Raw genomic sequence first — 23,738 nt, forward strand, 5'->3', positions numbered from 1 at the left:
CGGAGCGGGGCGAAAGGGAGACGGAGCGGTGCAGGAGAGGTCGGAGCGGACCCGCAGGCGGTTGGTCTTCGCCGGGGCCGAGTTGTTCCACCGCAACGGGTACGCCAACGCCACACTCGGTGAGATCGCCGGTGCGGCGGGGGTCACGAAGGGGGCGTTGTACTTTCACTTCGCCTCGAAGGACGAGCTGGCGGACGCGGTGCAGCAGCGCGGCTGCGGCCTGCTGCACGAGGCGGTCCGGGGGCTGAGGGAGGGCGGAGCCTCGCCCTTGCAGGCGCTGATCGACACGACGCACTGGCTGGCGCGGACGCTGCACGAGGATCCGGCGATCCCGGCGAGCTTCCGGATCACCAAGGAGTGCGCCGGGCACCAGCCGGCCTCGGTGGACTTCCACGGGGCGTGGCTGTCGGTGGTGTGCGAGCTGCTGCGGATGGCGCGGGACGTGGGAGAACTGCCGCTGGACCGGCCGGCCGTCGGGGTGTCCGACGGTGCGGAGGACGCCGGTTCGGCCGCCGACCGGTGGGAGAGCGCCGAGGCGCTGGTGGCGGCGGCCGTCTGCGGGATCGAGGTGCTGGCCGGGACGGGGCTGTCGTACGAGGAGCTCCAGCGGAAGGTGGCGGCCCTGTGGGGGCTGCTGCTGCCGAGCCTGGTGGGCGCGGAGCGGGTGCGGGAGTACCGGATCGCTGCCGCTGCCGATACCGCTGCCGCTCGGGAGCCGGATGGGGAGCGGAGGTACGAGTTCCTCGGGAGTGCGGTCTAGCGGTGCCGTGGCCGGATGACCGGACGTGCTTCCGCGGTCCGCGCCGCCGGTACCGCCCGGAGGTGGGCGGGGGAGCGTCGCTGGTTCGGGCTGAGGGTGAGGCCCCCGGGTGCCCGGTCCTGGCGGAGCGGGCGGTGGTGGGAGCGTGCGGGTTCGGTCTGGGTCTGAGAGGTGCGGCCGGGGGTTCCCGGTCGGCGGGGTCGGCCGGGGCGTGCGGGGTGTGGGTGTGGGAAGCGGCGAGCCGGGGTTTCCGGCGTCATCGAGGTGCATCGACGAACTGCGGAGGGGGAGACCATGAGGATCTCGGATTCTGGGACTCGTTCAGTGCTCGAGGTCGACGGGGAGTCGATCATGCCGTCGGCGGGCAAGCCGCGGCAGATCCTGGCCCTGCTCGCGCTGTATCCCGGGCGCGTGGTGCCGGTGCCCACGCTCATGGAGGAGATCTGGGGCCAGGACCTGCCCAACAGCGCCCTGACCACCCTGCAGACGTACATCCTCCAGCTCCGCCGCAGGCTGGGCACGGCCATGGGGCCGGGCCGGCCGGGGGCGGCCAAGGAGGTCCTCACGACCCGGCACGGTGGATACCTGTTGCAGGTGCCGCAGGAGGCCGTCGACGTCCACGCGTACGAGAACCTCGTCGCGCGGGGCCTCGCCGCCTTCGAGGGCGGTGACGACGAGGGCGCCGCCGCCCGTCTGCGGGCGGGGCTCGCGCAGTGGCAGGGGCCCGCGCTGGTCGACGTACGGGTGGGGCCGGTGCTGGCGATCGAGGTCATGCGGCTGGAGGAGAGCCGGCTGGTCGCGGTGGAGCGGCGGATCGACGTCGACCTGCGGCTCGGGCGGCACACCGAACTCCTCGCCGAACTCACCGAGCTGACGGCACGCCACGCGCAGCACGAGGGGCTGCACTCGCAGCTGATGGTGGCGCTCTACCGGTCCGGGCGGCAGGGCGCCGCACTGGACGCGTACCGGCGGCTGCGCGGCCGGCTCATCGGGGAGCTGGGCGTCGAGCCGTCGCCCCAGCTGCAGCGGCTGCACCAGGCGATGCTGACGGTCGACCCCGCCCTCGACGTCGTGGCCGGACCCCGGAGGGGCTCCACGTTCGACCTCTATGCCGCTTGACCTCAACCACCCTTGAGGTGCGAGGGTGACGGTCATGGACAACGACACCACGCCGCGCGCGGCGGACCTCGCAGCGATCACCGAACTCGTCGCCACCGTCGAGCGGTCCCAGCAGAACAAGGATGCCGAGGAGTTCCTCGGGCTCTTCCACCCGGACGCGATATGGACCACGGCCCACGGCAAGGTCCTGATCGGATTCGACGCGATCGCGGAGTTCACCCGGCAGGTGCTGCCCGCCGCCAACTGGGACGGCAAGGTCTCCTACGAGGTCGGGCACGTGTTCTTCATCCGGGACGACGTCGCCGCGGTCAAGGTCCGCCAGCAGTACCTGGGCGCGGGCGAGGAGAGCGAAGGGGCACCGCTGTACGTGGTCTCCCGGCAGGACGACGGGCGCTGGCTGCTGACCGCCTGCCAGAACACCCAGGTCCACCGCCCCGCTCAGGACTGACATCGTGGGGGCATGGACGATCATGGTGTGAGGCCGTTCCGGCTCGACGTGCCGCAGGAGGAGCTCGACGACCTCGACGCGCGGCTGCGGCGGACGCGGTGGCCCGACGGGCTCGACGGCGTGGGGCGGGCGTACGGATGCCGCCGGCGGAGATGCGGGAACTCGTACGGTACTGGCGCGAGGAGTACGACTGGCGGGCCGCCGAGGCGCGGCTGAACGAATGGCCGCAGTACACCACCGTGATCGACGGGGCCCGGGTGCACTTCGCGCACGTCCGCTCGCCGGAGCCGGACGCCCTGCCGCTGCTGATGACGCACGGCTGGCCCGGGTCGTTCGTGGAGTTCCTGGAGGTGGCGGGGCCGCTGACGGACCCGCGGGCGTACGGCGGGGACCCGCGCGACGCCTTCCACCTGGTGCTGCCCAGCATCCCCGGCTTCGGGCCGTCCGGGCCCACCACCGAGACCGGCTGGGAGTTCAAGCGCGTCGCGCGGGCCTTCGGGGTGCTGATGGAGCGGCTCGGGTACGACGCGTACGGGGTGCAGGGCGGTGACTGGGGCGCCGCCGTCTCGCGGGAGCTGGGGCGGATCCGGCCGGGCAACGTGGTCGGGGTGCACCTGAACCTGCTGCCCGGGGCCGGGGCCACCGCCGAACCGGGGGAGGCGGAGCTCGCGGCGCTGGAGCCCGCCGAGCGGGAGCGGACGCTGGCCTCCTGGGAGCGGTACCGGGTGTGGGCGCGCGAGCGGCAGGGGTACGCCGACATCCAGGCGACCCGGCCGCAGACCCTCGCGTACGGGCTGAACGACTCGCCGGCCGGGCTGCTCGCCTGGATCGGGGAGAAGTTCACCGAGTGGAGCGACCCCCGGACCCCCGTCGACCGGGACCAGATGCTGACCAACGTGACGCTGTACTGGCTGACCGGGACGGCCGGGTCGGCCGCGCGCATCTACTACGAGCGGGCCCACGCCGACTACCACGGGCAGCCGCCGGAGGTCTCGCACACCCCGACCGCGCTGGCCGACTTCCCGCGGGACAACTTCGTTCCGCTGCGGCACGTCGCCGAGCGGACCGACCGGATCGTGCGCTGGACCTCGTACGACCGGGGCGGGCACTTCCCCGCGATGGAGGTGCCGGAGCTGCTCGTCGAAGACGTCAGGAGTTTCTTCGGTTCCTTCCGGGAAGGTGTCACATCCGGCAGGGCCCGTCTGTCCCCTGGGTGAGAACACGACGGAGGAGGCCGGGATGTTGGTGCTGCTGGCGGGCGCGAGCGGAGTACTGGGGCGGCGGGCGGCGGCCGCGCTGCGGGCCGCGGGCCACGAGGTGGCCGGGCTGGGCCGGGGCGCGGGGATGGACGTACGGGCCGACGTGCTCGACCGGGAGGGGCTGCTGCGGGCCGTCGACGGGCGGCGGTTCGACGCGGTGGTGCACGCCGCGACCGCCCTCTCCGGCAAGGCCATGGCCGCCCACCGGGACATGGCGGCCACGAACCGGCTGCGTACCGAGGGCACGGTGAACCTGCTGGCCGCCGCGCGGGAGACGGGGGCGCGGCGGTTCGTGGTCGAGTCGATGATGTTCGGCTACGGCTACGGGGACCACGGCGCGGCCCTGATCGGCGAGGACGACGGCTTCGGGCCGCGCGGGGCGAACGCCGCGCTGGAGCGGCACGTCGGCGCCATGCGGGCCAAGGAGGAACTGGCCTTCACCGCCGACGGGATCGACGGCGTCAGCCTGCGCTTCGGCCTGTTCTACGGGGCCGGCACCACCGACACGCACCTCGTGCCGCTGCTGCGGGGGCGGAAGCTGCCCGTGGTCGCCGACCGGGGACGGGCGCTGAGCTGGGTGGACGCCGGGGACGCGGCGCGGGCGGTGGTGCTCGCGCTGGAGTCGGGGCGGGCCGGGCAGGCGTACAACATCGCCGACGACACCCCGGTGGGCTGGGGCGCGCACATGGGGGCGGTGGCGGACGCGTTCGGGGCGCCCGCGCCGATGAGGGTGCCGCTGTGGGTGTTGCGGGCGGCCCCGCTGGCGCACGCGATCATGGGCAGCTCGCTGCGGCTCTCGAACGCCAAGGCGCGGCGGGAGCTGGGCTGGGAGCCGCGGTACGGGAGCAGCCCGGAGGGGGTGCGGGCGCTGGCGGGGGCCGGGGCGGAGCGGGTGTCCGGCATGTGAAACGGTCGGTGGGAGCCCCGTACCGCTGTGATCATCGGTCGATGGACCTCGAACAGCGCACCCCGCCCGTACTGACCGGCGACGAACGCTCCACCCTGACCAGCGTGCTCCAGTGGCAGCGCGACACCCTGCGGATGAAGTGCGCGGGCCTGACGGACGAGCAGCTGCGGCGCAGGGCCGTGCCGCCGTCCGGGCTGAGCCTGCTGGGGCTGGTCCGGCACCTGGCGGAGGTGGAGCGGGGCTGGTTCCGCAACGTCCTGAACGGTGAGGACGTGCGCGGGTACTTCCCGAAGGACGACGCCGGTGAGTGGACGGAGTTCCACGTCGAGGACGCGGACCCGGCCGAGTCCTTCCGGATCTGGGAGGAGACCTGCGCGCGGTCGCGGGCGATCGTCGCGGCCGCCGAGTCCCTCGACGTACGGGGGAACTTCGGCGACCAGGAGTACTCGCTGCACTACATCCTGGCGCACATGATCGAGGAGTACGCCCGGCACAACGGGCACGCCGACCTGCTGCGCGAGGCCATTGACGGGGTCACCGGGGAGTAGGGCCTAGGGGGTCGTTCCGGCCCGGTCCACGGCGTCGAGGGCTACCTGCCACGGGAAGTGCGGCGGGGCGTCGGGGCCGGCCGGGCCGGGCAGGAAGCCGCCCTCGCCGTAGAGCAGTTCGGCGCCGGCGCCGCGCAGCACGGCCAGGGACTGCTCGAACTGGGGGTGGGCGGCGAGCGCGGCGTTCGTGCACGGCATGGCCACCACCGGGGTTCCCTTGCCCAGGGCCTCGGCGGCCACGCCGACGGTGAACCGGTCGGTGAGGCCGAGGGCCCAGGCGTTGACGGAGTTGAAGGTGGCGGGGGCGAAGAGGACGGCGTCGGCGGCCGGCCACACGTCGGGCTCGCCGGGGAGCTTGTACTGCCAGCGCACCGGGTTGCCGGTCAGGGCGGCGAGGCCGTCGAGGCTTTCCTGCACCCACCGCGCCGCCGTCGGCGTCAGGCCCAGGCACACGTCCCAGCCGCGCGACTGGGCGTCCTCGATCACATGGGCCACGTCGAAGACGGGCGGGGCGGCGGAGCAGAACAGGTAGAGAGTCCTCGTCATGCGGTTATGTGATCACATTCCCGGCCCTCAACTCTCCCCGAGGGTCCGGCCGCTCGGTTCAGGCCGCCGGCGCGGCGGTGATCCTGGCGGCGAAGGAGTCCAGGTTGCCCCACATCCGCGCGACGCGATCGTCCACGGTCAGGGACTCCTCTTGGCGCCCGGCGCGCAGCTTCGGCTGCCGCTTGCCGCGTACGTAGAGGGGGCAGGCGAGGTCGGCGCAGATGTACGTGCCGACCGTGTTCCCCTCGCGGCCGCGGGCGCCCGCGAGCGGGGCGGCGAGCAGGGTGACGCCGGAGGAGGCGTGCCCCGTCAGGCAGATCTGGCACAGGCTGGACTTCACCGCGCTCGTGCGGGTCGCAGCCGGTACGCGCAGGGTGATGCCGACCGGGCCGTCGGGGCGCGGGATGACGAGGTGGGCCCGCAGCGGGGCGCCCGGGTCCACCCAGCCGAGGAAGTCCAGGTCCTGCCAGGGGAGTTCGGCGAAGTCGAGGGGCAGGCGCAGGCGTGCGGCCTCGCCCTTGGTGCAGTTCACGAAGGACGAGCGGATCTGTTTTTCGGTGAGCGGTTCCACGGGAGTCGACCCTACGGGGTGTTTCGGCCGGTCTGCACCTCATTTACGCAGGTGGGGGGTGGTGGGGAGGGAGTCCCGGAAACTTCTCGCGGTGTCGGCGATGAGTTTCCGGGAGGGGGGCGGTCTACCTCTGTGAAGGGCGGGAGTCGGGCCGCAGGCCAGGATGTGGACGGCGTCCACTTTTCTGGGTAGGCTGCGGGGCGTCCCGATGTGGACGGCGTATACATATGAGGAGCGACACGACATGAGCGAGCAGCCGGTGAAGGGCCCCGCGAGCTACTTCCCCTCGATCGAGAAGAAGTACGGTCGCCCCGTGGCGGAATGGGTGGACCTCATCCGCTCCTCCCCGCTGACCAGGCACATGGAGCTGGTCTCCTGGTTGAAGACCGAGCACGGGATCGGCCACGGCCACGCCAACGCCCTGGTCAAGCACACCCTCACGGAGGATTAGACGCTCGCGCATGCGGGAGAGCGTCTGAGCCATGTCCGCTCTCGCCGGACGCGGCTTGACTGGGTGTCATGACGAAGAACACGAACGAGACGCAGACGGCGCAGAACACGGTCACCCTCGTCATCGGGGGCAACGGCAAGACGGGACGGCGGGTCGCCGAGCGGCTGGAGGCCCGGGGGCGCGCGGTACGGATCGGCTCCCGCACCGGTGAGCCGGCCTTCGACTGGAACCGGCCCGGGACCTGGGGCCCCGCGCTGGAGGGCGTGGACCGGGCGTACGTCACCTACCACCCCGACCTGGCCTTCCCCGGGGCCGCCGACCGCATCGGCGCCTTCGCGGAGGCCGCCGTGGCCGGCGGGGTGCGGCGGCTGGTGCTGCTGTCCGGGCGCGGGGAGGAGGCGGCCCGGCTCGCCGAGAGCCGGCTGCGGGACTCCGGTGCCGACTGGACCGTCGTACGCGCCAGCTGGTTCAACCAGAACTTCGACGAGTACTTCTTCCTGGACTCGGTACTGGCCGGGGAGATCGCCCTGCCGGTGGGGGAGGCGGTGGAGGCCTTCGTGGACGCCGACGACATCGCCGACGTGGTGGTGGCCGCGCTCACCGACGACCGGCACATCGGCAGGACGTACGAGCTGTCCGGGCCGCGGCTGCTCGGCTTCGCGGAGGTGGCCGCCGAGCTGTCCAAGGCGACCGGGCGCGAGATCGCGTACGTCCCGGTCACGGACGCGCAGTACCGGGCGGTGCTGCGCGAGCACGGCCTCCCGGAGGAGTTCGCCGACCTGTTCACCCTGATCTCGGACGGGCGCAACGCGCACCTGGTCCACGGGGTCGAGGAGGTGCTGGGGCGCCCGGCCAGGGATTTCGCCGACTACGCGCGCGAAGCGGCGGCGAGCGGGGTCTGGGACGCCCGAGGATGAGGTCATGGACACGCTGACCGGACTCCTCGAAGGGCCACGGGCCCGCGGTGCCTTCCTGATGAAGTCCGTCTTCGACCCGCCGTGGGCCATGCGGGTCGAGGACCGGGCCCCGCTGTCGGTGATGACGCTCGTGCGCGGCTCGGCCTGGCTGCTGCCCGACGACGGCGAGGCCGTGCGGATCGGCCCCGGTGACGTGGCGGTCGTACGGGGACCCGTGCCGTACACGCTAGCCGACGCGGCGGACACCCCGGTGGGCGTCAGGATCGGCCCCGACCAGCGGTGCAGCGCGCAGGGCGAGGACGTCACCGAGCGGTTCTCGCTCGGGGTGCGGACCTGGGGCCGGGCGCGGGAGGGCACCGGCTCGGTGGTGCTGCTCAGCGGGACCTACCAGGCGCCGAGCGAGATCGGGCGGCGGCTGCTGGGGGCGCTGCCCGCGGTGCTGGTACGGCCGGTGCGGGCGGCCGACGCCACCCTGATCACCCTGCTGGCCACGGAGGTGGCGCGGGACGAGCCGGGGCAGGAGCTCGTGCTGGACCGGCTGCTGGACCTGCTGCTCATAGGGGTGCTGCGGGCCTGGCTCGCCGCCCCCGGCTCGGGGGCGCCGGCCTGGCACCGCGCCCAGGGCGACCCGGTCGTCGGGGCGGCACTGCGGCTGCTGCACGAGGACCCCGCGTACGGGTGGACCGTGGAGGAACTGGCCCGCCGGGCCGGGGTGTCGCGGGCCGCGCTGGCCCGGCGCTTCACCGAGCTGGTCGGGGAGCCGCCGGTCGCCTACCTGACGGGCTGGCGGATCGCCCTGGCCGCCGACCTGCTGCGCGAGCCGGACGCCACGGTGGCGACGGTGGCCCGCCGGGTCGGCTACGGGAGCGCGTTCGCGCTGTCCGCGGCCTTCAAGCGGGTGCGAGGGGTGAGCCCGCAGCAGTTCCGGGAGGGAGCGGGAGCGGGCGCGGCCACGGCGCCGGGGGTGTCCGGCACCGTGGTGCTCGGATAGCTACGCGAGTTCGAGGGCGGCGACGGGCTGGGGGCCGCTGAGCTCGCCCGTGGGGCGGAAGCCGAGGCCGAGGTAGAACGGCGCCGGGCTGTCGTCGCCGTCATGCCAGGTGACGTACGCCCGGGTCCCGCCGCGCCGGCGGATCTCCTCCGTGACGGCCTCCACGGCGAAGCGGCCGTACCCCTTGCCCTGGTGCTCGGCGGCGATGTTCAGGCGCCAGATGCCGGAGCGGCGGTGCTCCGGGTCCTTCGCCGGGTTCCAGACGATGTCCAGGAAGGCCATCACGAAGCCGACGACCTCGTCGCCGTCGAGGACGGCGCGGGGCCAGGCGGCCTCCCCGTGGACGTAGGCCTCGGCGAGGGACCGGGCTACGGACTCGACGAGGTGCTCCTGGTCGGGACGGACGCGGACGGCGGTCACCGCTTCGAAGTTGTCCGGGGTCACCGGCACCAGGCGGAGGGATGAGCTGATCATGCGCGCAGCCTAGTTCCACCGACGCGATTGAAAAGAACGGGACAGCCGGTATATTTTCTGCCCGCAGTGCATCGGGAGGGGAAGGGGAAGGCTTTGCGGGCACAAGTGGCAGTCGTCGGCGGGGGGCCGGTCGGCATGCTCGTCGCGGCCGAGCTGGCCGGGTACGGGGTGGACACGGTGGTCCTGGAGGAGCGCACGGAGGTCTCCGAGCGGCCCAAGGCCACCACGCTCCACGCCCGGGCGGTGCAGGGCCTCGCCCGGCGCGGGTACCTGCCCGGGGACGCCCCCGGGACGAACGCGGGCGGAATCCCCGGCGGAATCCCCGGCGGAACCACGGGCGGAATCTCGGGCGGAACCTCGGGCGCGTTCCACTTCGCCGGGATCCACGGGCTGGTCATCACCGTGCCCGAGGGGGAGCCGGAGCCGATCCTCAAGCGTCCGCAGGCCGAGCTGGAACGGCTCTTCGAGGAGCGGGCCCGGGCGGCCGGCGCACGGGTGCTGCGCGGGCACCGCGTGACCGGGATCGCCCAGGAGCCGGACGGCGTGCGGCTGGACATCGAGGGGCCCGGGGGCCCGGCGGCCTGCCGCGTCGAGTACCTCGTCGGCGCGGACGGGGCTCGCAGCACCGTACGGGAACGGCTGGGGATCGCCTCCGACACGGCCCCGGCCTCGGTCTCCGCCCTGGTCGGGCTGGCCACGCTGGAGGACCCGGAAGCCCTGGAGCAGGGCTGGCTGCGCACCCCCCGCGGCTGGATCGTCTCCAAGCGGACGCCCGGCGGCGAGACGCACATCCGGACGCTGGACTGCACGGGCGCGTACGAGGGCCGGGAACGGCCGCCGACGCCGCGCGAACTGCAGGGCGAGGTGTCCCGGATCGTCGGCCGCGACATCGCGATGGCGGGCGCGCGCTGGATCAGCCGGTTCAGCGACTTCACGCGCCTGGCCCGGACCTTCCGCGCGGGACGGGCCTTCCTGGTGGGCGACGCGGCGCACCTGCACTTCCCCATCGGCGGGCAGGGGCTGAGCACCGGGGTGCTGGACGCCCTGAACCTCGGCTGGAAGCTGGCGCTCGCCGTGCGCGGCGCGGCGGGGGAGCGGCTGCTCGACAGCTACGACCTGGAGCGCCGCCCCGCGGCGCGGGCGGTCGTCGACAACACCCGGGCGCAGCTCGCGCTGATGCGGCCCGGGGAGGAGGTCGACGCGCTGCGCGAGCTGTTCACGGGACTGCTGGCCGCGGAACGGTACGCCGGGGGGCTCGCCGACCTGATCAGCGCGCAGGGGACGGTGCTTCCCGCGTACACGGAACGGCCGTCCCCGTGGGAGGGCCGGTTCCTGGCGAACTTCCGGCTGCCGGCCGGGGCGGGCGCGGACGACCTCGTCACCCTGCTGCGGGACGGCCGGCCGCTGCTCCTCCTCGGGGAGGACGGGACGCGCCACGAGGAGGAGGCGCGCCCGTGGGCGCCGCTCCTGCGCGTGGTGCGGACCGGGCGGGTGCCGGGCGCGGCGCACGGGGAGCTGCTGGTACGGCCCGACGGCTACGTCGCCTGGGCGCCGGGCGGCAGCGCGCTGGGCGGCGCGCTGTCGGCGTACTTCGGCGGCGGGGCCTGCGCACCCGCCGCCGCGGCGGCGGGAGGCGGGCGTGGGATCCGGCTCAGCTGAGCGAGCCGGCTGCCTCCCGCTCCTGGGCCAGCAGGAGCGCCTCGTGGTAGACCTCGGCGGCGCGGGACTCGCCGAGGTGCAGCGAGGCGAGGACCGAGGACTGGGCGATGCTGGGCAGCAGGTGGCGCATGAGCGCGCTGACCCGGACCACGAGGTCCCGGTAGTCGGTGAGGGCCTGGGACATCGACTGGATGCCGGCGTAGGCGCCCACGAGCACGTCGGCGGTCTCGGCGGGGTCCACGTGGGGCAGCAGCTCGCCCTGGAGCTGGGCCTTGTCCAGCCGCTCGCCCACCGGGACGGCCCAGTTGCGGAACGGTCCGCTGCGGTCGAGCCCCTCGGCGCGCTGGTCCATGGTCAGCCGTACGCCGGCGCGGACCATGGGGTCGGTCTGCAGCCGGTAGGTGTGCAGCATGACTATGTCGACGATCTCCTGGAGCTTGGAGGCGCGCTCCGGCAGCGGGAGGTTCTGGTTCTGGGCGTTGAGGACGCCGAGGGCCAGGTCCTCCTTGGACTGGAAGTGGAAGTACAGCGCCCCCTTGGTCACGCCGGCGACCGTGAGGATCTCGGAGATGGTCGAGGCCTGGTAGCCCCGCTCCTCGAAGATCTTGGCCGCAGCGCTCAGGATGGCCTGGCGCGTACGGATGGCTCGGACCTGTTCAGCCACGGTGGCTCCTCCTTCATCAGGTTTCGTCGGAGCGTCGGAAGCCCTGATGCAAACCGTCCGTCCCGTACGTATCTTACAGCGGGTAACTCCGACGCCAACCATGCCGCCACCCCAGAGGACCAAAAATGATTGAGGACGGAACATGATTCTTGTGACGGGCGCCACTGGGACGGTGGGGCGTGAGGTGCTGCGACGGCTGTCCCCGGACCTCCCGGTCAGGGCGATGGCGAGGCAGCCCGCACGCGTGGCGCAGGAGAGCGGAACGGCCGAGACCGTTCGGGGGGACTACGACGACCCGCAGTCGCTCGCCCTCGCCCTCGAAGGGGTGGACAGCGTCTTCCTGGTGACCAGCCGCGTCGGGCGCGACGACGACGCGCGGTTCCTGCGGATCGCGAGCGCGGCCGGGGTGCGGCACGTCGTGAAGCTGTCGGCGGCCGCCGTGGAGGACGGGGACGCCGACGACCTGATCACGCGCTGGCAGCGGGAGAACGAGGACCTCCTGCGCGGCTCGGGGATGGAGTGGACGCTGCTGCGTCCGCGCTCCTTCATGTCCAACGCCCTGTCCTGGGCGTCGTCCATCCGCTCGGACGGCGTCGTGCGGGCCTTGTACGGCGCGTCGGCCAACTCCTGCGTCGATCCGCGCGACATCGCCGAGGTCGCCGTGCGCACGCTGACCGCGCCCGGGCACGCCGGCCGGGCGTACGCCCTGACCGGGCCGCGGGCGTTGACCGCCGCCGAGCAGACCGCGCAGCTCGCCGAGCTGCTGGGCCGTCCGCTGCGCTTCGAGGAGCTGGATCCCGCGCAGGCCCGCGCCCAGTGGAGCGCGCGCTACCCGGAGCCCCTCGTCGAGGCGCTGCTGAGCAGTGCCGAGCGCCAGCGCCGCGGAGCCAAGGCGGGGGTGGGGGGATCGGTCGAGGAACTGACCGGGAGGCCCGCCGGCTCCTTCCGGGCGTGGGCCGGCGACCATCTGGACGCCTTCGCGCGGCCCTGAGGCCTCCGTCGTCCGGGCCGGTGGCCGCCGCGGGGGCTCAGTGCCCGTAGGCGGCCGCCGTGACGACGGCGGTGTAGATGACCTGGCCCTCCTGGCGGCCCGTCACGCGTACGGCTTCCTCCGCGCCCGGGACGTCCGAGTACAGGCGCTCGGCCTCGATCACGCAGGGGACGTCCAGCTCCGCGTACCGCTTGAAGTCGCCCGAGATGCTGAGCGGGAGGAAGGACGAGCGCCCCAGCGCGGCCGCAGAGGCCTGCCGGGCGGCCTCCAGGAGCACCATGCCCGGTACGTGGTCGACCCAGTGGTCGAAGAGGACGGGGTGCAGGGTGTCCACCCGCAGCTGCCAGCGGTTCGGCTCGCCTATGGGAGAGAGGACCACGTCGGTCGGCGACAGCCGTCCGACGCTCTGCGGCGCGGCGGGAGCCGTCAGGGGCAGCGCGCGGTGGCCGGGTTCGAGGGTGTGCGCGGGCCGCACCCGCCGGTACACGGACGGGCTGGTGCAGGTGTAGGAGGCCCCGCCCTTCGCCACGACGTGCCCCTCGCGGCGGACGACCGCCTCGTAGCCGAGCCCGGTCAGCCGGCCCGCCCGCCGGCTGATCGTCGTGCACGTGACCTCGATGTCGAGCGAGGCCGGAGTCTGGCGGACCTGGAGGTGCTCCGGGTGGACCGTGAGGTTGAGGTCCCACATGAGGAAGTGGTGCCCGAACGGAACGCCGAACTCCGCGTGGCCCAGCAGGCTGCCGATCTGACGGATCGTTTCCGTGCAGATGAGCGGGTCGTAGTAGCCGCCCGCGACCGGGGTGAAGAAGCTGTGGCTGCGCGGCCACTGCGCGGTCACCGTGAAGTGGGCCTCGTCCAGGCGGTGCCAGTTCGTGAGCAGGACCTCGGCCACGGAGGCGCGGTGGACCAGCTCCTTCGGGACGGTGGCGGTGAGAGACGGGAAGCGGAAGCCGTTCTGCTCCGACGTCGTGGTGGCGGACCGCCAAGCCGGGTCGTAGATGGCTGCGCGCTCGACATGAAACGTGCTCGCGCTCATTGTTCCCCCTAGACAGCGCTGGCCAGTTACAGGTGTGACTGCCGAGAAAAATATATACCAACCGGTTTTTTATCCAGGGGATGTCCACGGATTGGCTCCGGAATATGCGGAGGAATTCCTTCCGGCCATGCTGCGCCTCCGTGTTTGCCCAGGTCTCGGGCCGTTGGGCGGAGTCGAATCTCCGCCATCGGTCGGGAACGATCTCAAGTGTGCCAAGAGTGATCCTTTAGTCCGCCGATGCCCCATCGGTAAAGGAGGGGTGAAGCCCGCGCGTCGATTCGCTCAGGACGATTCGCTTCGCACCTTGGGGGTGGGCCGTTCGTCCACCGGGCCGCGTAGGGCGCCCCGCCGGGAGCCCGGAGGGGCTTCGGATGCTCCGCCGGCGGGTCGTACGGGAGCTCGGACCACGCCGCTGACCTCGGGTGTCGGCCTGGTGGCAGGAGGTTCGGCGGGGAGCGGGCGAGATGCCGCCGCGGCGGTGGCAGGGGAGTCCTCCGGGCCGGTGGTGGAGCCACCCGGGGAGTTGCTGTCGCGAAGGGGAATGGCGCCCACCTGTCTCCCGCCCGGTGCGCGGCGCAGGACGGCCCGCGGGATTCCGGCCAGCGGCCGACGGGCGGCCGGTGCGACGAGCCCGGGCCCGGTGCGCGGCCGGGCGGCCTTGCGGCGCCTGGGCCGTGGCGCGAACGTCTCGTGGCCGGCGCGGTGTTGAGGCGACGCCTCCACCTCCGCTTCGAGCGCGGTTCCAGCGGCTCTCCGTCGCGGCTCCGGCGCCAGCCGAGCAGGATTCACCTTCGGCAAACCGCGAAAGCGGTTTGTAGTTGGGGAGCGCGGTACGTACTCGCCCGTCCGGAGCGTGGTGCTCGCCACGCTCCGCACCTCGTTTCCTACCCGCCATGAGCGCGAATCAGCCAACCACCCGGTCTGTTACGGGGTCATTCAAGCCACTCCGGTGCTGGTTTCGCGGGCGTTTTGCCGGGCTGAGGTGACCCTGAAGCCATCCTCCACTGGAGTTGGAACCAATGAAATGGCAGGTCAGGGCGGGTTCGGAGGGCATCCTGCGGGGGCTGGGCGGCGAAAAACGGTACATCCGGTTTGGTATTGACAAACCGGCGGAGCTGTTTTTTGCTCGTTCCAGCGAAAGTCAAGGGCTCATCCACGGACGAAGCAGGGGAGTACGGCGTGGACATCGATGTACTGGGTGCACTGACCGTTCGGGAGAACGGGGTCTCCATCACGCCGACGGCGGCCAAGCCCCGGCAGGTGCTGGCGCTGCTCGCGCTGCACGCGGACCAGGTCGTGCCCGTCGCCGCGCTGATAGAGGAGCTGTGGGGGACGGAGCCGCCGCGCAGCGCGCGGACCACCCTGCAGACCTACGTGCTCCAGCTGCGCGGTCTCATCGGCACCGCGCTGGAGGGGACCGACGGGACGCGCACCGCCAAGGACGTCCTCGTCACGCTGCCCGGCGGCTACATGCTCAACAGCGGCGGCGGCACCAGCGACGTGCGCGAGTTCGACCGGCTGGCCGGGATGGGCTACCGGGCCATGGACGCCGCGGACTTCCCCAATGCCGCGCGGCTGCTCCGCGAGGCGCTCGCCCTGTGGTCGGGGCCGGCCTTCGCCGACGTCGACGGCGGGGTCCAGCTGGACATGGAGACGCGCCGCCTGGAGGAGACCCGGCTGTGCGCCCTCGACCAGCGCATCGAGGCCGACCTGCGGCTCGGCCGGCACCGGGAGTTGCTCGCGGAACTGACCGTGCTGGCCAGCCGCTACCGGATCCACGAGAACCTGCACGGGCAGTTCATGCTCGCCCTGCACCGCTCGGGCCGGCGCGGCGAGGCGCTCAGCGTCTACCAGCGGCTGCGCGCCACCCTGGTCCGCGAGCTCGGCATCGAGCCCTCGTCCGCCCTGCGCAGCCTCCAGCGGTCGATCCTCATGAGCGGCCCCGAGGCGCCCGCCGCCGAATCCGCGGAGAACGCCCGCAAGCGGCTCGCCCGGGTCGGCTGAGCCCGGCGCCGGATGATCCCCCGGTGAATGCTGCACGGGGATTTAAGAAAGCGCTGGGTAAGACCTGAGATTTAATTTGCATCAACGGGGATCGGAACAAAGACGACGAGCTCGATCAGCGGGCTGAGCACGGGGTTTACCGTCCAATCGGAATCCTGTCTTTCGAATCCGCCGTCTGTTCGCCTGTTTCGGAGGTCCGCTCGATGTCGGCTTGAATGCCCGGTGATGTTGCCCTGGGCTGGCTTACCGTCATCGGGTCGAATACTGAAAACCGAGAGTATCTCGACGAAATATGGAGGGGAGACGGGAGACCGTGAAGATTCAGGTTCTGGGTCCGTTGAGTGCCGAGGTCAACGGGGCATCGATCGTTCCTACGGCGGGCAAGCCGCGTCAGATCCTGGCGCTTCTCGCGCTCTACCCGGGCAGGGTGATGCCCGTCCCGACCCTCATGGAGGAGATCTGGGGGACGAACCTGCCCGAAAGCGCGCTCACCACCCTTCAGACGTACATCCTCCAGCTGCGCCGCAGGCTCGGCACGGCGATGGGCCCGGGCGCCCCCGGCACCGCCAAGGACGTGCTCGCCACCCGGCACGGCGGCTACCTGCTCCAGATCCCGCAGGAGTCGGTGGACGTCCACGAGTACGAGGCCCTCGTCGCCGCCGGCCAGAACGCCTTCGACGACGGTGACGACGAGCGCGCCGCCGACCTGCTGCGCAAGGCGCTCGACCTGTGGCAGGGGCCCGCGCTGGTCGACGTACGCGTCGGCCCGATCCTGGAGATCGAGGTGCTGCGGCTGGCGGAGAGCCGGCTCGTCACCACCGAGCGGCGGATCGACGTCGACCTGCGCCTCGGCCGGCACAGCGAACTGCTCGCCGAGCTCACCGAGCTGATGGCCCGCAACCCGCAGCACGAGGGCCTGCACTCGCAGGCCATGGTCGCGCTGTACCGTTCGGGCCGGCAGGCCACCGCCCTCGACGTCTACCGCAGGCTCCGCGCCCGGCTGATCGGGGAGCTCGGCGTCGAGCCCTCGCAGCAGCTGCAGCGCCTGCACCAGGCGATGCTGCGGGTGGACCCGGCGCTGGACGTGGTCGCCGGACCGCGCCGCAGCTCCACCTTCGACCTGTACGCGGCCTAGGGAGACACCACCCCCTGGCCCCGGGACCGGCCGGCGGGGACGGGAGGGGCGGCGGCTCAAGTGGGGCTCGTCCCCGGCGTGAGGGGCTCTCCAGAGCGGGCGGTCAGGCTCCTGGCGACCCGGTATGAGCCGCTGCGCCGGCGGACGAGGAGAGAGGCAAACCATGCGAGCCACGGTCCGGCTGGAACTCGCCGACCTCACCCGCATCCTGCGGATCTGGGGAGGCGAGGAGGACTGCGTCGAGCTGACCGAGGAAGTCCAGGACCTCTACTGGATCGAGCTCGGCTACGACAGCCTCTCCATCCTGCAGACCATCGAGTCGATCGAGCGGAAGTTCGGCGTCCCGCTCGCCCGGGAGATCCTCGAACTGGGCGACACCCCGCGGCTCTTCCTCGACATGGTCAACGACGTGCTGGCCGGCCGCGCCGCCGTCTGAGACTCCAGCGGCGTTCGACGCGCACTCCGGCGGACGCCGACAGGCTCTGCGCCAAGCGTTGAGAGAGGTGTCCCCGATGTCTGTCGAGCGAGTGCACCGGATGTCCTACGCGGTCGACGCGGCCGCGCCCGCCGGAGCCCTGTACACCCTGGTGGCCGATGTCACCCAGTGGCCGCTGTTCCTCCCGGACACCGTCCACGTCGAGCGGCTGGACTTCGACGGCGTCGCCGACCGGTACGTCCGGTGGGCCGACGCCGGCGGGGAACTGCGGCGCTCGCTCGTGCGGCGGACCCTGGACGCCCGCGGGCGGCGCGTCCTCTTCCGCGAGGAGCGCCCCGACGCGCCCGTCACCGCCTCGGGCGGCAGCTGGTGCGTGGAGGAGCTCGCCCCCGGCTGGTCGCGGCTGACCCTGGAACGGGAGATCACCGTCGACGGCGGCCGGACCGCGGAGGCCGAACGGGCCCTGGCGCGGGCGGAGGAGAGCGCGTGGGCCGCGCTGGGCGGTCTGCGGGTCGCGGCCGAGCGCTGGCGGCGGCTCGATGAACTCACGGTGTCCTTCGAGGAGTCCGTGCGGATCGAGGGCCCGGCCGAACCGGTGTACGAGTTCCTGTACGGCGTGGACTCCTGGCCCGGCCGGGTCGCGCACGTGCTGGAGGCCGAGGTGTCCGAGGACCGGCCCGGCGTGCAGCGCACCCGGCTGGTCAACCTGGCCGACGACGGCTCCGCCTACCCGACCGAGGGGGCGCGGGTGTGCTTCCCGGCCGCCGGGCGGATCGTCTTCAAGCGGACCCGGCCGCACCCGCTGCTGGCGGCGCACGCCGGCGAGTGGTGCGTGGAGCCGGACGTGTCGGGGGTCACCGTGTCCTGTCGGCACGACGTGCTGCTGGACGAGCGGGCGGTGGGGCGGCGTCCGGGCCCGGGCGCGGAACTGGCCGCGGCGCGGCGGTACGTGCGCGAGGTGGTCGGGCGTGAGAGCCGGGCCGTGCTGGAGCCGGCGACGCGGTACGCGGGCGACCCGGTCCGGACCCTGCGCTCGGTGTGAGGCCCCCGGGGCCCCGGGCCTCCCGGGCCCCCGGGCCTCCCGGGCCTCCCGGGCCCCCGGGCTTCCGGGCCTCCCGGGCCCTCCAGACCTCCCGGCCCCCTCGGGCCTCTCGGGCCCTCGGGCCTCTCGGGCCCTCGGGCCTCTCGGGCCCCCGGCTCCTCCGGGTGCTCCTGGGGCCTCCGGGCCTCCCGGGCTCGGGGCCTCCGGGCCTCCCGGGCCTCTCGGGCCCTCGGGGCCTTCGGGCCTCGCGGGGGCTCCGGGCCCTTCGGGTTTCCCGGGTCCTTCGGGTTTCCCGGGTCCTTCGGGTTTCCCGGGTCCTTCGGGTTTCCCGGGCCCTTCAGGCTTCCCGGGCCCCTCAGGCCCCTCGGGCCTCCCGGCCCTCCGGGCGCTCCGGGCGCTCCTGGGCCTCCGGGCTCCTCCGGGCCTTCGGGCGCTCCGGACCCCTAGGGCCTCCCGGGCCTCCCGGGCCTCCCGGGCCCCTCCGGCCTCCCAGGCCCCTCGGGCCTCCCGGCCCTCCGGGCGGTCCGGGCGCTCCGGGGCCCTCTGACTTCTGCCGGCTCGACCCGGGGCGACCGTTCGACCGGCTCGTACCGCCCCCTGTGGCTCGGCCCGGCTTTTACCGGCTCCTGAACCTCCTGCCGGTCTCGCCGGTCTCCACTGGCTCCCTGGTGGCGGCCCGCCACCGTGTTCCCCCCGCGGTGGCGGGCCGTCGTGCTGTTCAGGTCCCCCGCCCGGCGGTGTTCAGTTCGCGCAGGGTGGCGGGGACCGCCAGGCAGGGCATGACCACCCGCCAGAAGCCGGCCAGCGTGCGCGGTGCGAGCCACTGCGGGTCGTCGCGGCCCAGCGCCTCGAAGCCGAGGGTGGCCGCCACCACCGTCGCCGCCACGCTGCGGTGGTTCAGGCCGGGCAGCAGGGTGCCCTCCTCGGAGGCCTCGGCCAGCAGCCGGTGCACGTACTCGTGCCATTCGCGGGGCAGGGCGCAGGAGGACGCGTACGCGGGCTCCCGGCCCAGCCGGAAGCCGGCCCGGGCCACGACGTCCCCCAGGAGCAGCCCCGCGAGCGCCTGGGAACTGTCGGCCAGGGCCTGGAGGGCGGACGTGCGCCGCGCGTACACCTCGCGGGCGGCCGCGCGCAGGGCCTCGGCCCCGGCGGCCTCGACGGCCCCGGCGACCGCCGCCTTGTTCTCGAAGTGGAAGTGCAGCGCGCCCGGGCTCACTCCGGCCCCGACGCTGATCATGCTCAGCGTCGCCTCCGCGTAGCCGCGCCGTCCGAACACGGTCGCGGCTGACTCAATCAGTGCATGCCGGGTCCGGACAGCGCGTTCTTGTTTCATCACGCATAGCTCCTGTATCAGTTTCCTTCCATTATTAAACCGCGCCGTTGGTATGGGAATGGGCTCCCGATGCCCGTTCCTGGCTGGTTTGACGGCGATTCCTGACCCGTGGTGGCCCGATTTGATCCTTTTTTCGATGCCCTTGCCAGGGTTTGCAGGCTTTGACAAACCGACGAAGCGGTTTGTATCTTCGTTGACGTTGGCTCAACCGAGCTTGAGGGGAGGGGGGCAGATGAACCAGCGGACCATCGCTGTACTGGAACCTCACACGGCCGTCGCGGGCGTGAACGGGGGATTCCTGCCGGCCGAGGGGCTCAGAACGCCACAGCAAGCGCCGACCCAGTCGGCCCTGTGGCGGATCCTCATCGTGGAGAGCAGCACGGTCGAGGCGGAGACGCTCGCCCGCGGCCTGCGCCGCCACGGACACGAGGTCGAGATCGTCGCCACCGGCAGCGACGCCCTGCGCTGCTACGCCGACGCCGACCTCGTCCTGCTGGACCTGGAACTCCCCGACCTGGACGGTCTGGAGGTCTGCCGCGGCATCCGCGCCGCCCACGAGATACCGGTGATCGCGGTCACCGCCCGGGGCAGCGAACTGGACCGGGTCCTCGGACTCCAGGCGGGCGCCGACGACTACCTGGTCAAGCCCTACGGGTTCCGCGAGCTGATGGCGCGGATGGAGGCGGTCATGCGCCGGGCGCGGCCGACCCGCCCCGTCGCGGCCACCATCACCTGCGGTCCGCTGCGGATCGACGCGGGCACGCGCGAGGTGACCCTGAACGGGGAGCCCGTCGAGACCACCCGCAAGGAGTTCGACATGCTCTACCTCCTCGCGTCCCACCCCGACACCGTCATCCCGCGCAAGATGCTGATGCAGCAGGTCTGGGGCGACTCCTGGTCCCGCCGGACCGTGGACACGCACGTGAGCACGCTCCGCAACAAGATCGGCGCCGGCTGGATCATCACGATCCGGGGCGTCGGTTTCCGGTTCGGCCAGGGCGCCTGAGCCTTGACCCGCCCCCGCGCGGGGCCGCGGGAGGACGACCGCCGAGCACGACGCAAGCCGAGGGGGAACGAGCATGGCAGTGACGGCGCTGTGCCACGGGGAGGGCTGCCGCACCGGACGGGCGGGCGGACGGACCCGCAGGCGCACGACCGACGGCAGCCGGCTCTGCCGGCCCTGCCGCGAGCACCTCGCCGCGGACCTCGCGGAACTGGCCCACCTGTACGAGGAGTGCGGCCGCGTCCTCGGCGGCGCGGCCCCCGGCAGCCTGCGCGAGCGCACCACCGGCGGAGAACTCCCCGGCCTCCCCTTCAACGGCGCCGCCGCCGACGTACGGGCCGGGATGTTCTCCGTACTCGGCTCCTGGAGCGGGCTCGTCGCCCAGCAGCGCGGCCTCGCCGCACCGCCGCGCACCGTCGCCGCGCTCACCGCCTTCCTGCTCCGCAACGCCGACTGGCTCGCCGCCCACTCCGCCGCCGGCGAGGCCACCGAGGAGATCGCCCGGCTGGTACGGGCCGGCCGCCGCGCCGCCTTCCCCGACCCGGCCCGCAGCGTCCGCCTCGGCGACTGCCCCGAGCCCGGCTGCGACGGCGCCCTCACCCTCGCGGTGCGCGCCGCGGCCCGCGCCGACGAGCCGGCCATCGTGTGCGCCGCGGACCCCGGACACCGCTGGACCAGCGACCAGTGGAGCGCGCTCAGCCGCTCCCTGGACTCCGCGCGGGAACCGGGCACCCCGGCCGCGCCGGCCACCGAGCGCTGGCTGACCGCCGCCGACATCGCGCGGCTGTGGCACACGCCCACGGGCACCGTCTACCGGCTGGCGAGCGAGCAGCGCTGGCGCCGGCGCAACCGCGCGGGGCGCACGTACTACAACGAGAGCGACGTCCGGGACTGCTTCGCACGCCGGGCGGCCGCGCGCGCCTGAACCTTTCGTCCCGCTACGCGGGGCACCACACCGAGCAGCACTCCACACCGGTCAGCACGGCCTCCGGCAGGGTCCGGATCCGGCCGTCTGACCGGTGTTTGACATTCCCTTTTCCCCCGTCCGACGCACCGCACGGGGCCTTGTGGAACCTGACCTACTCCTGAATCCAGCGCCATTGAACGGCCGCTCGCGGCCGAAGAACCTTGTAGTCAAGATCCGGTGCACTGTCTCCGGAGGCTGAATTCAAGGAGACGTGATGGACGCCCCTGTGATCGTCGTCGGCGCGGGTCCCGCGGGCATGATGCTCGCCGGCGAACTGCGGCTGGCGGGAGTCGCCGTAGTCGTCCTCGAACGCCTTGACCGGCGTACGGGCGAATCCCGCGGGCTCGGCTTCACCACCCGCACCCTGGAGACCTTCGACCAGCGCGGCCTGCTCGCACGCTTCGGCGAGATCGAGCGCAGCACCCAGGGCCACTTCGGCGGACTGCCGCTGGACTTCGGCGTGCTCGACGGCGCCTGCCAGGCCGCCAAGACCGTGCCGCAGTCCGTCACGGAGACGCACCTGGAGGAATGGGCCGCCTCCCTCGGCGCCGACATCCGCCGCGGCCACGAGGTGCTCTCCGTACACGACGACGGCGAGGGCGTGGACGTCGAGGTCCGCGGCCCGGACGGCACGCACACCCTGCGCGCCGGCTGGCTGGTCGGCTGCGACGGCGGCCGCAGCACCGTGCGCAAGGCGGCCGGCTTCGACTTCCCCGGCTCGGCGGCCACCATGGAGATGTACCTCGCCGACATCAAGGGCATCGAACTCAAGCCCCGGATGATCGGCGAGACCCTGCCCGGCGGCATGGTCATGGTGGGCCCGCTGCCCGGCGGCACCACCCGCATCGTCGTCTGCGAACGCGGCACCCCGCCGCGCCGGCGCGAGAGCCCGCCGTCCTTCGACGAGGTCGCCGCCGCCTGGCAGCGGCTCACCGGTGAGGACATCTCGGCCGCCGAACCGGTGTGGGTCAGCGCCTTCGGCGACGCGGCACGACAGGTCACCGAGTACCGGCGCGGCCGGGTCCTGCTCGCCGGGGACGCCGCGCACATCCACCTGCCCGCCGGCGGGCAGGGCATGAACACCGGCATCCAGGACGCCGTCAACCTCGGCTGGAAGCTCGCCTCCGTCGTACTCGGCCGGGCCCCGCTCGCCCTGCTCGACACCTATCACGGCGAGCGCCACCCCGTCGGCCGGCGGCTCCTGATGAACACCCGGGCCCAGGGACTGCTGTTCCTCAGCGGCGCGGAAGTACAGCCGCTGCGCGACTCCCTGCGCGAACTCATGGGATACGAGGACGTCGCCCGGCACCTCGCCGCCATGGTCACCGGCCTGGAGATCACCTACGACGTGGGCCGGGGCAGCCACCCGCTGCTCGGCCGGCGCATGCCGGACCTGGAGCTCACCGGCCCCGACGGCCCCACCTCCAGCACCGCACTGCTGCGCCCCGCCCGCGGGGTGCTCCTCGACCTGGCGGACAACCCCCGGCTGCGCCAGCGCGCCGCGGCCTGGGCGGAGCGGGTCGACACCGTCACCGCCCGGCCGCGCGGGGCGGCGTCCGGGACCGGCGCGGCGCACGACACCACCGCCCTGCTGATCCGGCCCGACGGGTACGTGGCATGGGCCGCGCCCGGCAGCCACCACGACCTGCCGATGGCGCTCGAACGCTGGTTCGGGACCCCCTGACGGGACCCCCGGCCCGCGGGCCGCTGACGACCGGCGCACCCCCTGACGGCCGCCCCAACCGGCGGCCGGACGAGAACGTCAATCGGAGGAACCACACATGGCAACGCCGCAAGCAACGATCGAGCGCCTCCCCGCCGGCCCGGCCGGCCACGACGGGGAACGCCGCGACATCGTACGGGCGGCCAGGACCGTCCTCGCCCGCGAGGGCTGGAGGCGCTGCACCGCCGAGGCCACCGCGGCCGAGGCCGCAGTGGGCACGAACGTCGTGGCACGGCACTTCCCCGACCACGAACAACTGCTGCTCGGCGTACTGCTGGACAGCTCCGCCTCCGTCGCGGCCTGCCTCGCGGCCGTCGCCGAGAGCCACCTCGCGGAGATCACCGACCTGCGGGCCGACCTGATCGCCCTGGGCCGGGCCTGGCTGGCGCCGCTGGAGGCCTTCCGCGAGCACTTCGCGATCGTCCGGCACATCAGCGCCGAGGTCACCACCCTGCCCGCCGAGGCCGTCGACAAGTGGCAGGCCACCGGCCCCCGCCAGGCCCGCCGTGAACTCGCCCGCCGGCTGCGCCAGGTCGCCGACCGCGGCCTGCTCGGCATCACCGACGCCGACCAGGCGGCCGAACGCTTCATCCTGCTGGTCCCCTCGTCCGTCGTGCAGCGCTCCTTCCACGGCGCGCTGCCGCTCGGACGACAAGAGGAGGACGCGCTGATAGCCGACGGAGTCGACGACTTCATCCGGCTGTACGGCCCGACCACCTCCCGCTGACCCCGCCGATCCCTGGAGAGAGTAGAA

Annotated in this window: 24 protein-coding genes and 1 pseudogene; 19 read left to right on the plus strand and 6 right to left on the minus strand. The window is 73.1% G+C overall.

The features are described 5' to 3' along the window. Positions 1–28: 28 nt before the first annotated feature. The 6 genes and pseudogenes from SSNG_RS44570 (at position 29) to SSNG_RS36230 (ending at position 5,041) form a co-directional block, all read left to right on the plus strand. Positions 29–760, plus strand: a complete 732-nt coding sequence (locus SSNG_RS44570; RefSeq protein WP_050780092.1) for a ScbR family autoregulator-binding transcription factor — start codon at positions 29–31, stop codon at positions 758–760. A 294-nt stretch (positions 761–1,054) separates the two neighbouring features. After that, positions 1,055–1,879 carry an AfsR/SARP family transcriptional regulator gene (locus SSNG_RS36210; RefSeq protein ID WP_007268960.1) on the plus strand — a complete coding sequence of 275 codons (825 nt, stop codon included), beginning with the start codon at positions 1,055–1,057 and terminating at the stop codon, positions 1,877–1,879. A 34-nt stretch (positions 1,880–1,913) separates the two neighbouring features. Continuing rightward, on the plus strand, positions 1,914–2,327 hold the full coding sequence (locus SSNG_RS36215; protein WP_007268961.1) for an SgcJ/EcaC family oxidoreductase: 414 nt from the start codon (positions 1,914–1,916) through the stop codon (positions 2,325–2,327). Between the two features lie 12 nt (positions 2,328–2,339). Next, positions 2,340–3,544, plus strand: a pseudogene (locus SSNG_RS36220) (epoxide hydrolase family protein). Positions 3,545–3,566: 22 nt separating this feature from the next. Beyond that, the gene (locus SSNG_RS36225) at positions 3,567–4,493 is read left to right on the plus strand and encodes an NAD(P)-dependent oxidoreductase (protein WP_007268963.1); all 927 of its coding nucleotides are present in this window, start codon (positions 3,567–3,569) and stop codon (positions 4,491–4,493) included. 41 nt (positions 4,494–4,534) lie between these two features. Continuing rightward, positions 4,535–5,041: a DinB family protein gene (locus tag SSNG_RS36230; protein ID WP_007268964.1), complete on the plus strand. Its 507-nt coding sequence runs from the start codon at positions 4,535–4,537 to the stop codon at positions 5,039–5,041. Positions 5,042–5,044: 3 nt separating this feature from the next. Here SSNG_RS36230 and SSNG_RS36235 read toward each other — a convergent pair whose 3' ends face one another. Next, positions 5,045–5,587, minus strand: coding sequence for a flavoprotein (locus SSNG_RS36235; protein ID WP_007268965.1), 543 nt, complete (start codon positions 5,585–5,587; stop codon positions 5,045–5,047). 58 nt (positions 5,588–5,645) lie between these two features. Further along, the gene (locus SSNG_RS36240) at positions 5,646–6,158 is read right to left on the minus strand and encodes an FBP domain-containing protein (protein ID WP_007268966.1); all 513 of its coding nucleotides are present in this window, start codon (positions 6,156–6,158) and stop codon (positions 5,646–5,648) included. Positions 6,159–6,402: 244 nt separating this feature from the next. Here SSNG_RS36240 and SSNG_RS36245 point away from each other — a divergent pair, with 244 nt between their 5' ends. The 3 genes from SSNG_RS36245 to SSNG_RS36255 all read left to right on the plus strand — a co-directional run bounded on the left by SSNG_RS36245 (position 6,403) and on the right by SSNG_RS36255 (position 8,517). After that, positions 6,403–6,609 carry a DUF4287 domain-containing protein gene (locus SSNG_RS36245; protein WP_007268967.1) on the plus strand — a complete coding sequence of 69 codons (207 nt, stop codon included), beginning with the start codon at positions 6,403–6,405 and terminating at the stop codon, positions 6,607–6,609. A 68-nt stretch (positions 6,610–6,677) separates the two neighbouring features. Continuing rightward, positions 6,678–7,526: an NAD(P)H-binding protein gene (locus SSNG_RS36250; RefSeq protein ID WP_007268968.1), complete on the plus strand. Its 849-nt coding sequence runs from the start codon at positions 6,678–6,680 to the stop codon at positions 7,524–7,526. Between the two features lie 4 nt (positions 7,527–7,530). Next, positions 7,531–8,517 carry an AraC family transcriptional regulator gene (locus SSNG_RS36255; protein WP_007268969.1) on the plus strand — a complete coding sequence of 329 codons (987 nt, stop codon included), beginning with the start codon at positions 7,531–7,533 and terminating at the stop codon, positions 8,515–8,517. Here SSNG_RS36255 and SSNG_RS36260 read toward each other — a convergent pair whose 3' ends face one another. Further along, a complete protein-coding gene (locus SSNG_RS36260; RefSeq protein WP_042804900.1) occupies positions 8,518–8,988 on the minus strand; it encodes a GNAT family N-acetyltransferase in 471 nt (156 codons plus the stop codon). A 96-nt stretch (positions 8,989–9,084) separates the two neighbouring features. Between SSNG_RS36260 and SSNG_RS36265 the strand changes: the two genes are divergently transcribed. Next, complete coding sequence (locus SSNG_RS36265; RefSeq protein ID WP_241695341.1) at positions 9,085–10,650, plus strand: FAD-dependent monooxygenase; 1,566 nt, start codon at positions 9,085–9,087, stop codon at positions 10,648–10,650. Here the strand turns inward: SSNG_RS36265 and SSNG_RS36270 are convergent. Then, positions 10,643–11,314: a ScbR family autoregulator-binding transcription factor gene (locus SSNG_RS36270; protein ID WP_007268972.1), complete on the minus strand. Its 672-nt coding sequence runs from the start codon at positions 11,312–11,314 to the stop codon at positions 10,643–10,645. The genes SSNG_RS36265 and SSNG_RS36270 overlap by 8 nt on opposite strands. Positions 11,315–11,456: 142 nt before the next feature. On the opposite strand from SSNG_RS36270, the gene SSNG_RS36275 reads away from it, so the two are divergent. Beyond that, positions 11,457–12,305, plus strand: coding sequence for an SDR family oxidoreductase (locus tag SSNG_RS36275; RefSeq protein WP_007268973.1), 849 nt, complete (start codon positions 11,457–11,459; stop codon positions 12,303–12,305). A 37-nt stretch (positions 12,306–12,342) separates the two neighbouring features. On the opposite strand, the gene SSNG_RS36280 is transcribed toward SSNG_RS36275, so the two are convergent. Beyond that, positions 12,343–13,341, minus strand: a complete 999-nt coding sequence (locus tag SSNG_RS36280) for a ScbA/BarX family gamma-butyrolactone biosynthesis protein (RefSeq protein WP_042804856.1) — start codon at positions 13,339–13,341, stop codon at positions 12,343–12,345. A 1,179-nt stretch (positions 13,342–14,520) separates the two neighbouring features. Here SSNG_RS36280 and SSNG_RS36285 point away from each other — a divergent pair. The 4 genes from SSNG_RS36285 to SSNG_RS36300 all read left to right on the plus strand — a co-directional run bounded on the left by SSNG_RS36285 (position 14,521) and on the right by SSNG_RS36300 (position 17,958). Continuing rightward, entirely contained in the window at positions 14,521–15,345 is an 825-nt protein-coding gene (locus SSNG_RS36285; protein ID WP_007268975.1) for an AfsR/SARP family transcriptional regulator, read from the plus strand. Positions 15,346–15,658: 313 nt separating this feature from the next. Continuing rightward, complete coding sequence (locus tag SSNG_RS36290) at positions 15,659–16,480, plus strand: AfsR/SARP family transcriptional regulator (RefSeq protein ID WP_007268976.1); 822 nt, start codon at positions 15,659–15,661, stop codon at positions 16,478–16,480. 163 nt (positions 16,481–16,643) lie between these two features. After that, entirely contained in the window at positions 16,644–16,916 is a 273-nt protein-coding gene (locus SSNG_RS36295) for a phosphopantetheine-binding protein (protein WP_007268977.1), read from the plus strand. Positions 16,917–16,992: 76 nt separating this feature from the next. Then, positions 16,993–17,958: an SRPBCC family protein gene (locus tag SSNG_RS36300; RefSeq protein WP_007268978.1), complete on the plus strand. Its 966-nt coding sequence runs from the start codon at positions 16,993–16,995 to the stop codon at positions 17,956–17,958. A 718-nt stretch (positions 17,959–18,676) separates the two neighbouring features. On the opposite strand, the gene SSNG_RS36305 is transcribed toward SSNG_RS36300, so the two are convergent. Further along, the gene (locus tag SSNG_RS36305) at positions 18,677–19,291 is read right to left on the minus strand and encodes a ScbR family autoregulator-binding transcription factor (RefSeq protein WP_277752186.1); all 615 of its coding nucleotides are present in this window, start codon (positions 19,289–19,291) and stop codon (positions 18,677–18,679) included. 367 nt (positions 19,292–19,658) lie between these two features. On the opposite strand from SSNG_RS36305, the gene SSNG_RS36310 reads away from it, so the two are divergent. The 4 genes from SSNG_RS36310 (at position 19,659) to SSNG_RS36325 (ending at position 23,711) form a co-directional block, all read left to right on the plus strand. Then, entirely contained in the window at positions 19,659–20,297 is a 639-nt protein-coding gene (locus SSNG_RS36310) for a response regulator transcription factor (protein WP_347232523.1), read from the plus strand. Positions 20,298–20,370: 73 nt separating this feature from the next. Further along, positions 20,371–21,219 carry a hypothetical protein gene (locus tag SSNG_RS38495; protein WP_007268981.1) on the plus strand — a complete coding sequence of 283 codons (849 nt, stop codon included), beginning with the start codon at positions 20,371–20,373 and terminating at the stop codon, positions 21,217–21,219. 256 nt (positions 21,220–21,475) lie between these two features. After that, entirely contained in the window at positions 21,476–22,945 is a 1,470-nt protein-coding gene (locus tag SSNG_RS36320) for an FAD-dependent monooxygenase (RefSeq protein WP_007268982.1), read from the plus strand. Positions 22,946–23,042: 97 nt separating this feature from the next. Next, the gene (locus SSNG_RS36325; protein ID WP_007268983.1) at positions 23,043–23,711 is read left to right on the plus strand and encodes a TetR/AcrR family transcriptional regulator C-terminal domain-containing protein; all 669 of its coding nucleotides are present in this window, start codon (positions 23,043–23,045) and stop codon (positions 23,709–23,711) included. Positions 23,712–23,738: the final 27 nt, after the last annotated feature.

This window comes from Streptomyces sp. C (genome assembly GCF_000158895.1).
GTDB lineage: Bacteria > Actinomycetota > Actinomycetes > Streptomycetales > Streptomycetaceae > Streptomyces > Streptomyces racemochromogenes.

Bases quoted from the DNA above. Each gene is read 5' to 3' on its own strand.
- SSNG_RS36210 (WP_007268960.1), top strand. From the start codon at position 1,055: ATGAGGATCTCGGATTCTGGGACTCGTTCAGTGCTCGAGGTCGACGGG.
- SSNG_RS36215 (WP_007268961.1), top strand. From the start codon at position 1,914: ATGGACAACGACACCACGCCGCGCGCGGCGGACCTCGCAGCGATCACC.
- SSNG_RS36225 (WP_007268963.1), top strand. From the start codon at position 3,567: ATGTTGGTGCTGCTGGCGGGCGCGAGCGGAGTACTGGGGCGGCGGGCG.
- SSNG_RS36230 (WP_007268964.1), top strand. From the start codon at position 4,535: ATGGACCTCGAACAGCGCACCCCGCCCGTACTGACCGGCGACGAACGC.
- SSNG_RS36235 (WP_007268965.1), bottom strand. From the start codon at position 5,587: ATGACGAGGACTCTCTACCTGTTCTGCTCCGCCGCCCCGCCCGTCTTC.
- SSNG_RS36245 (WP_007268967.1), top strand. From the start codon at position 6,403: ATGAGCGAGCAGCCGGTGAAGGGCCCCGCGAGCTACTTCCCCTCGATC.
- SSNG_RS36250 (WP_007268968.1), top strand. From the start codon at position 6,678: ATGACGAAGAACACGAACGAGACGCAGACGGCGCAGAACACGGTCACC.
- SSNG_RS36255 (WP_007268969.1), top strand. From the start codon at position 7,531: ATGGACACGCTGACCGGACTCCTCGAAGGGCCACGGGCCCGCGGTGCC.
- SSNG_RS36275 (WP_007268973.1), top strand. From the start codon at position 11,457: ATGATTCTTGTGACGGGCGCCACTGGGACGGTGGGGCGTGAGGTGCTG.
- SSNG_RS36280 (WP_042804856.1), bottom strand. From the start codon at position 13,341: ATGAGCGCGAGCACGTTTCATGTCGAGCGCGCAGCCATCTACGACCCG.
- SSNG_RS36295 (WP_007268977.1), top strand. From the start codon at position 16,644: ATGCGAGCCACGGTCCGGCTGGAACTCGCCGACCTCACCCGCATCCTG.
- SSNG_RS36300 (WP_007268978.1), top strand. From the start codon at position 16,993: ATGTCTGTCGAGCGAGTGCACCGGATGTCCTACGCGGTCGACGCGGCC.
- SSNG_RS36305 (WP_277752186.1), bottom strand. From the start codon at position 19,291: ATGAAACAAGAACGCGCTGTCCGGACCCGGCATGCACTGATTGAGTCA.
- SSNG_RS38495 (WP_007268981.1), top strand. From the start codon at position 20,371: ATGGCAGTGACGGCGCTGTGCCACGGGGAGGGCTGCCGCACCGGACGG.
- SSNG_RS36320 (WP_007268982.1), top strand. From the start codon at position 21,476: ATGGACGCCCCTGTGATCGTCGTCGGCGCGGGTCCCGCGGGCATGATG.
- SSNG_RS36325 (WP_007268983.1), top strand. From the start codon at position 23,043: ATGGCAACGCCGCAAGCAACGATCGAGCGCCTCCCCGCCGGCCCGGCC.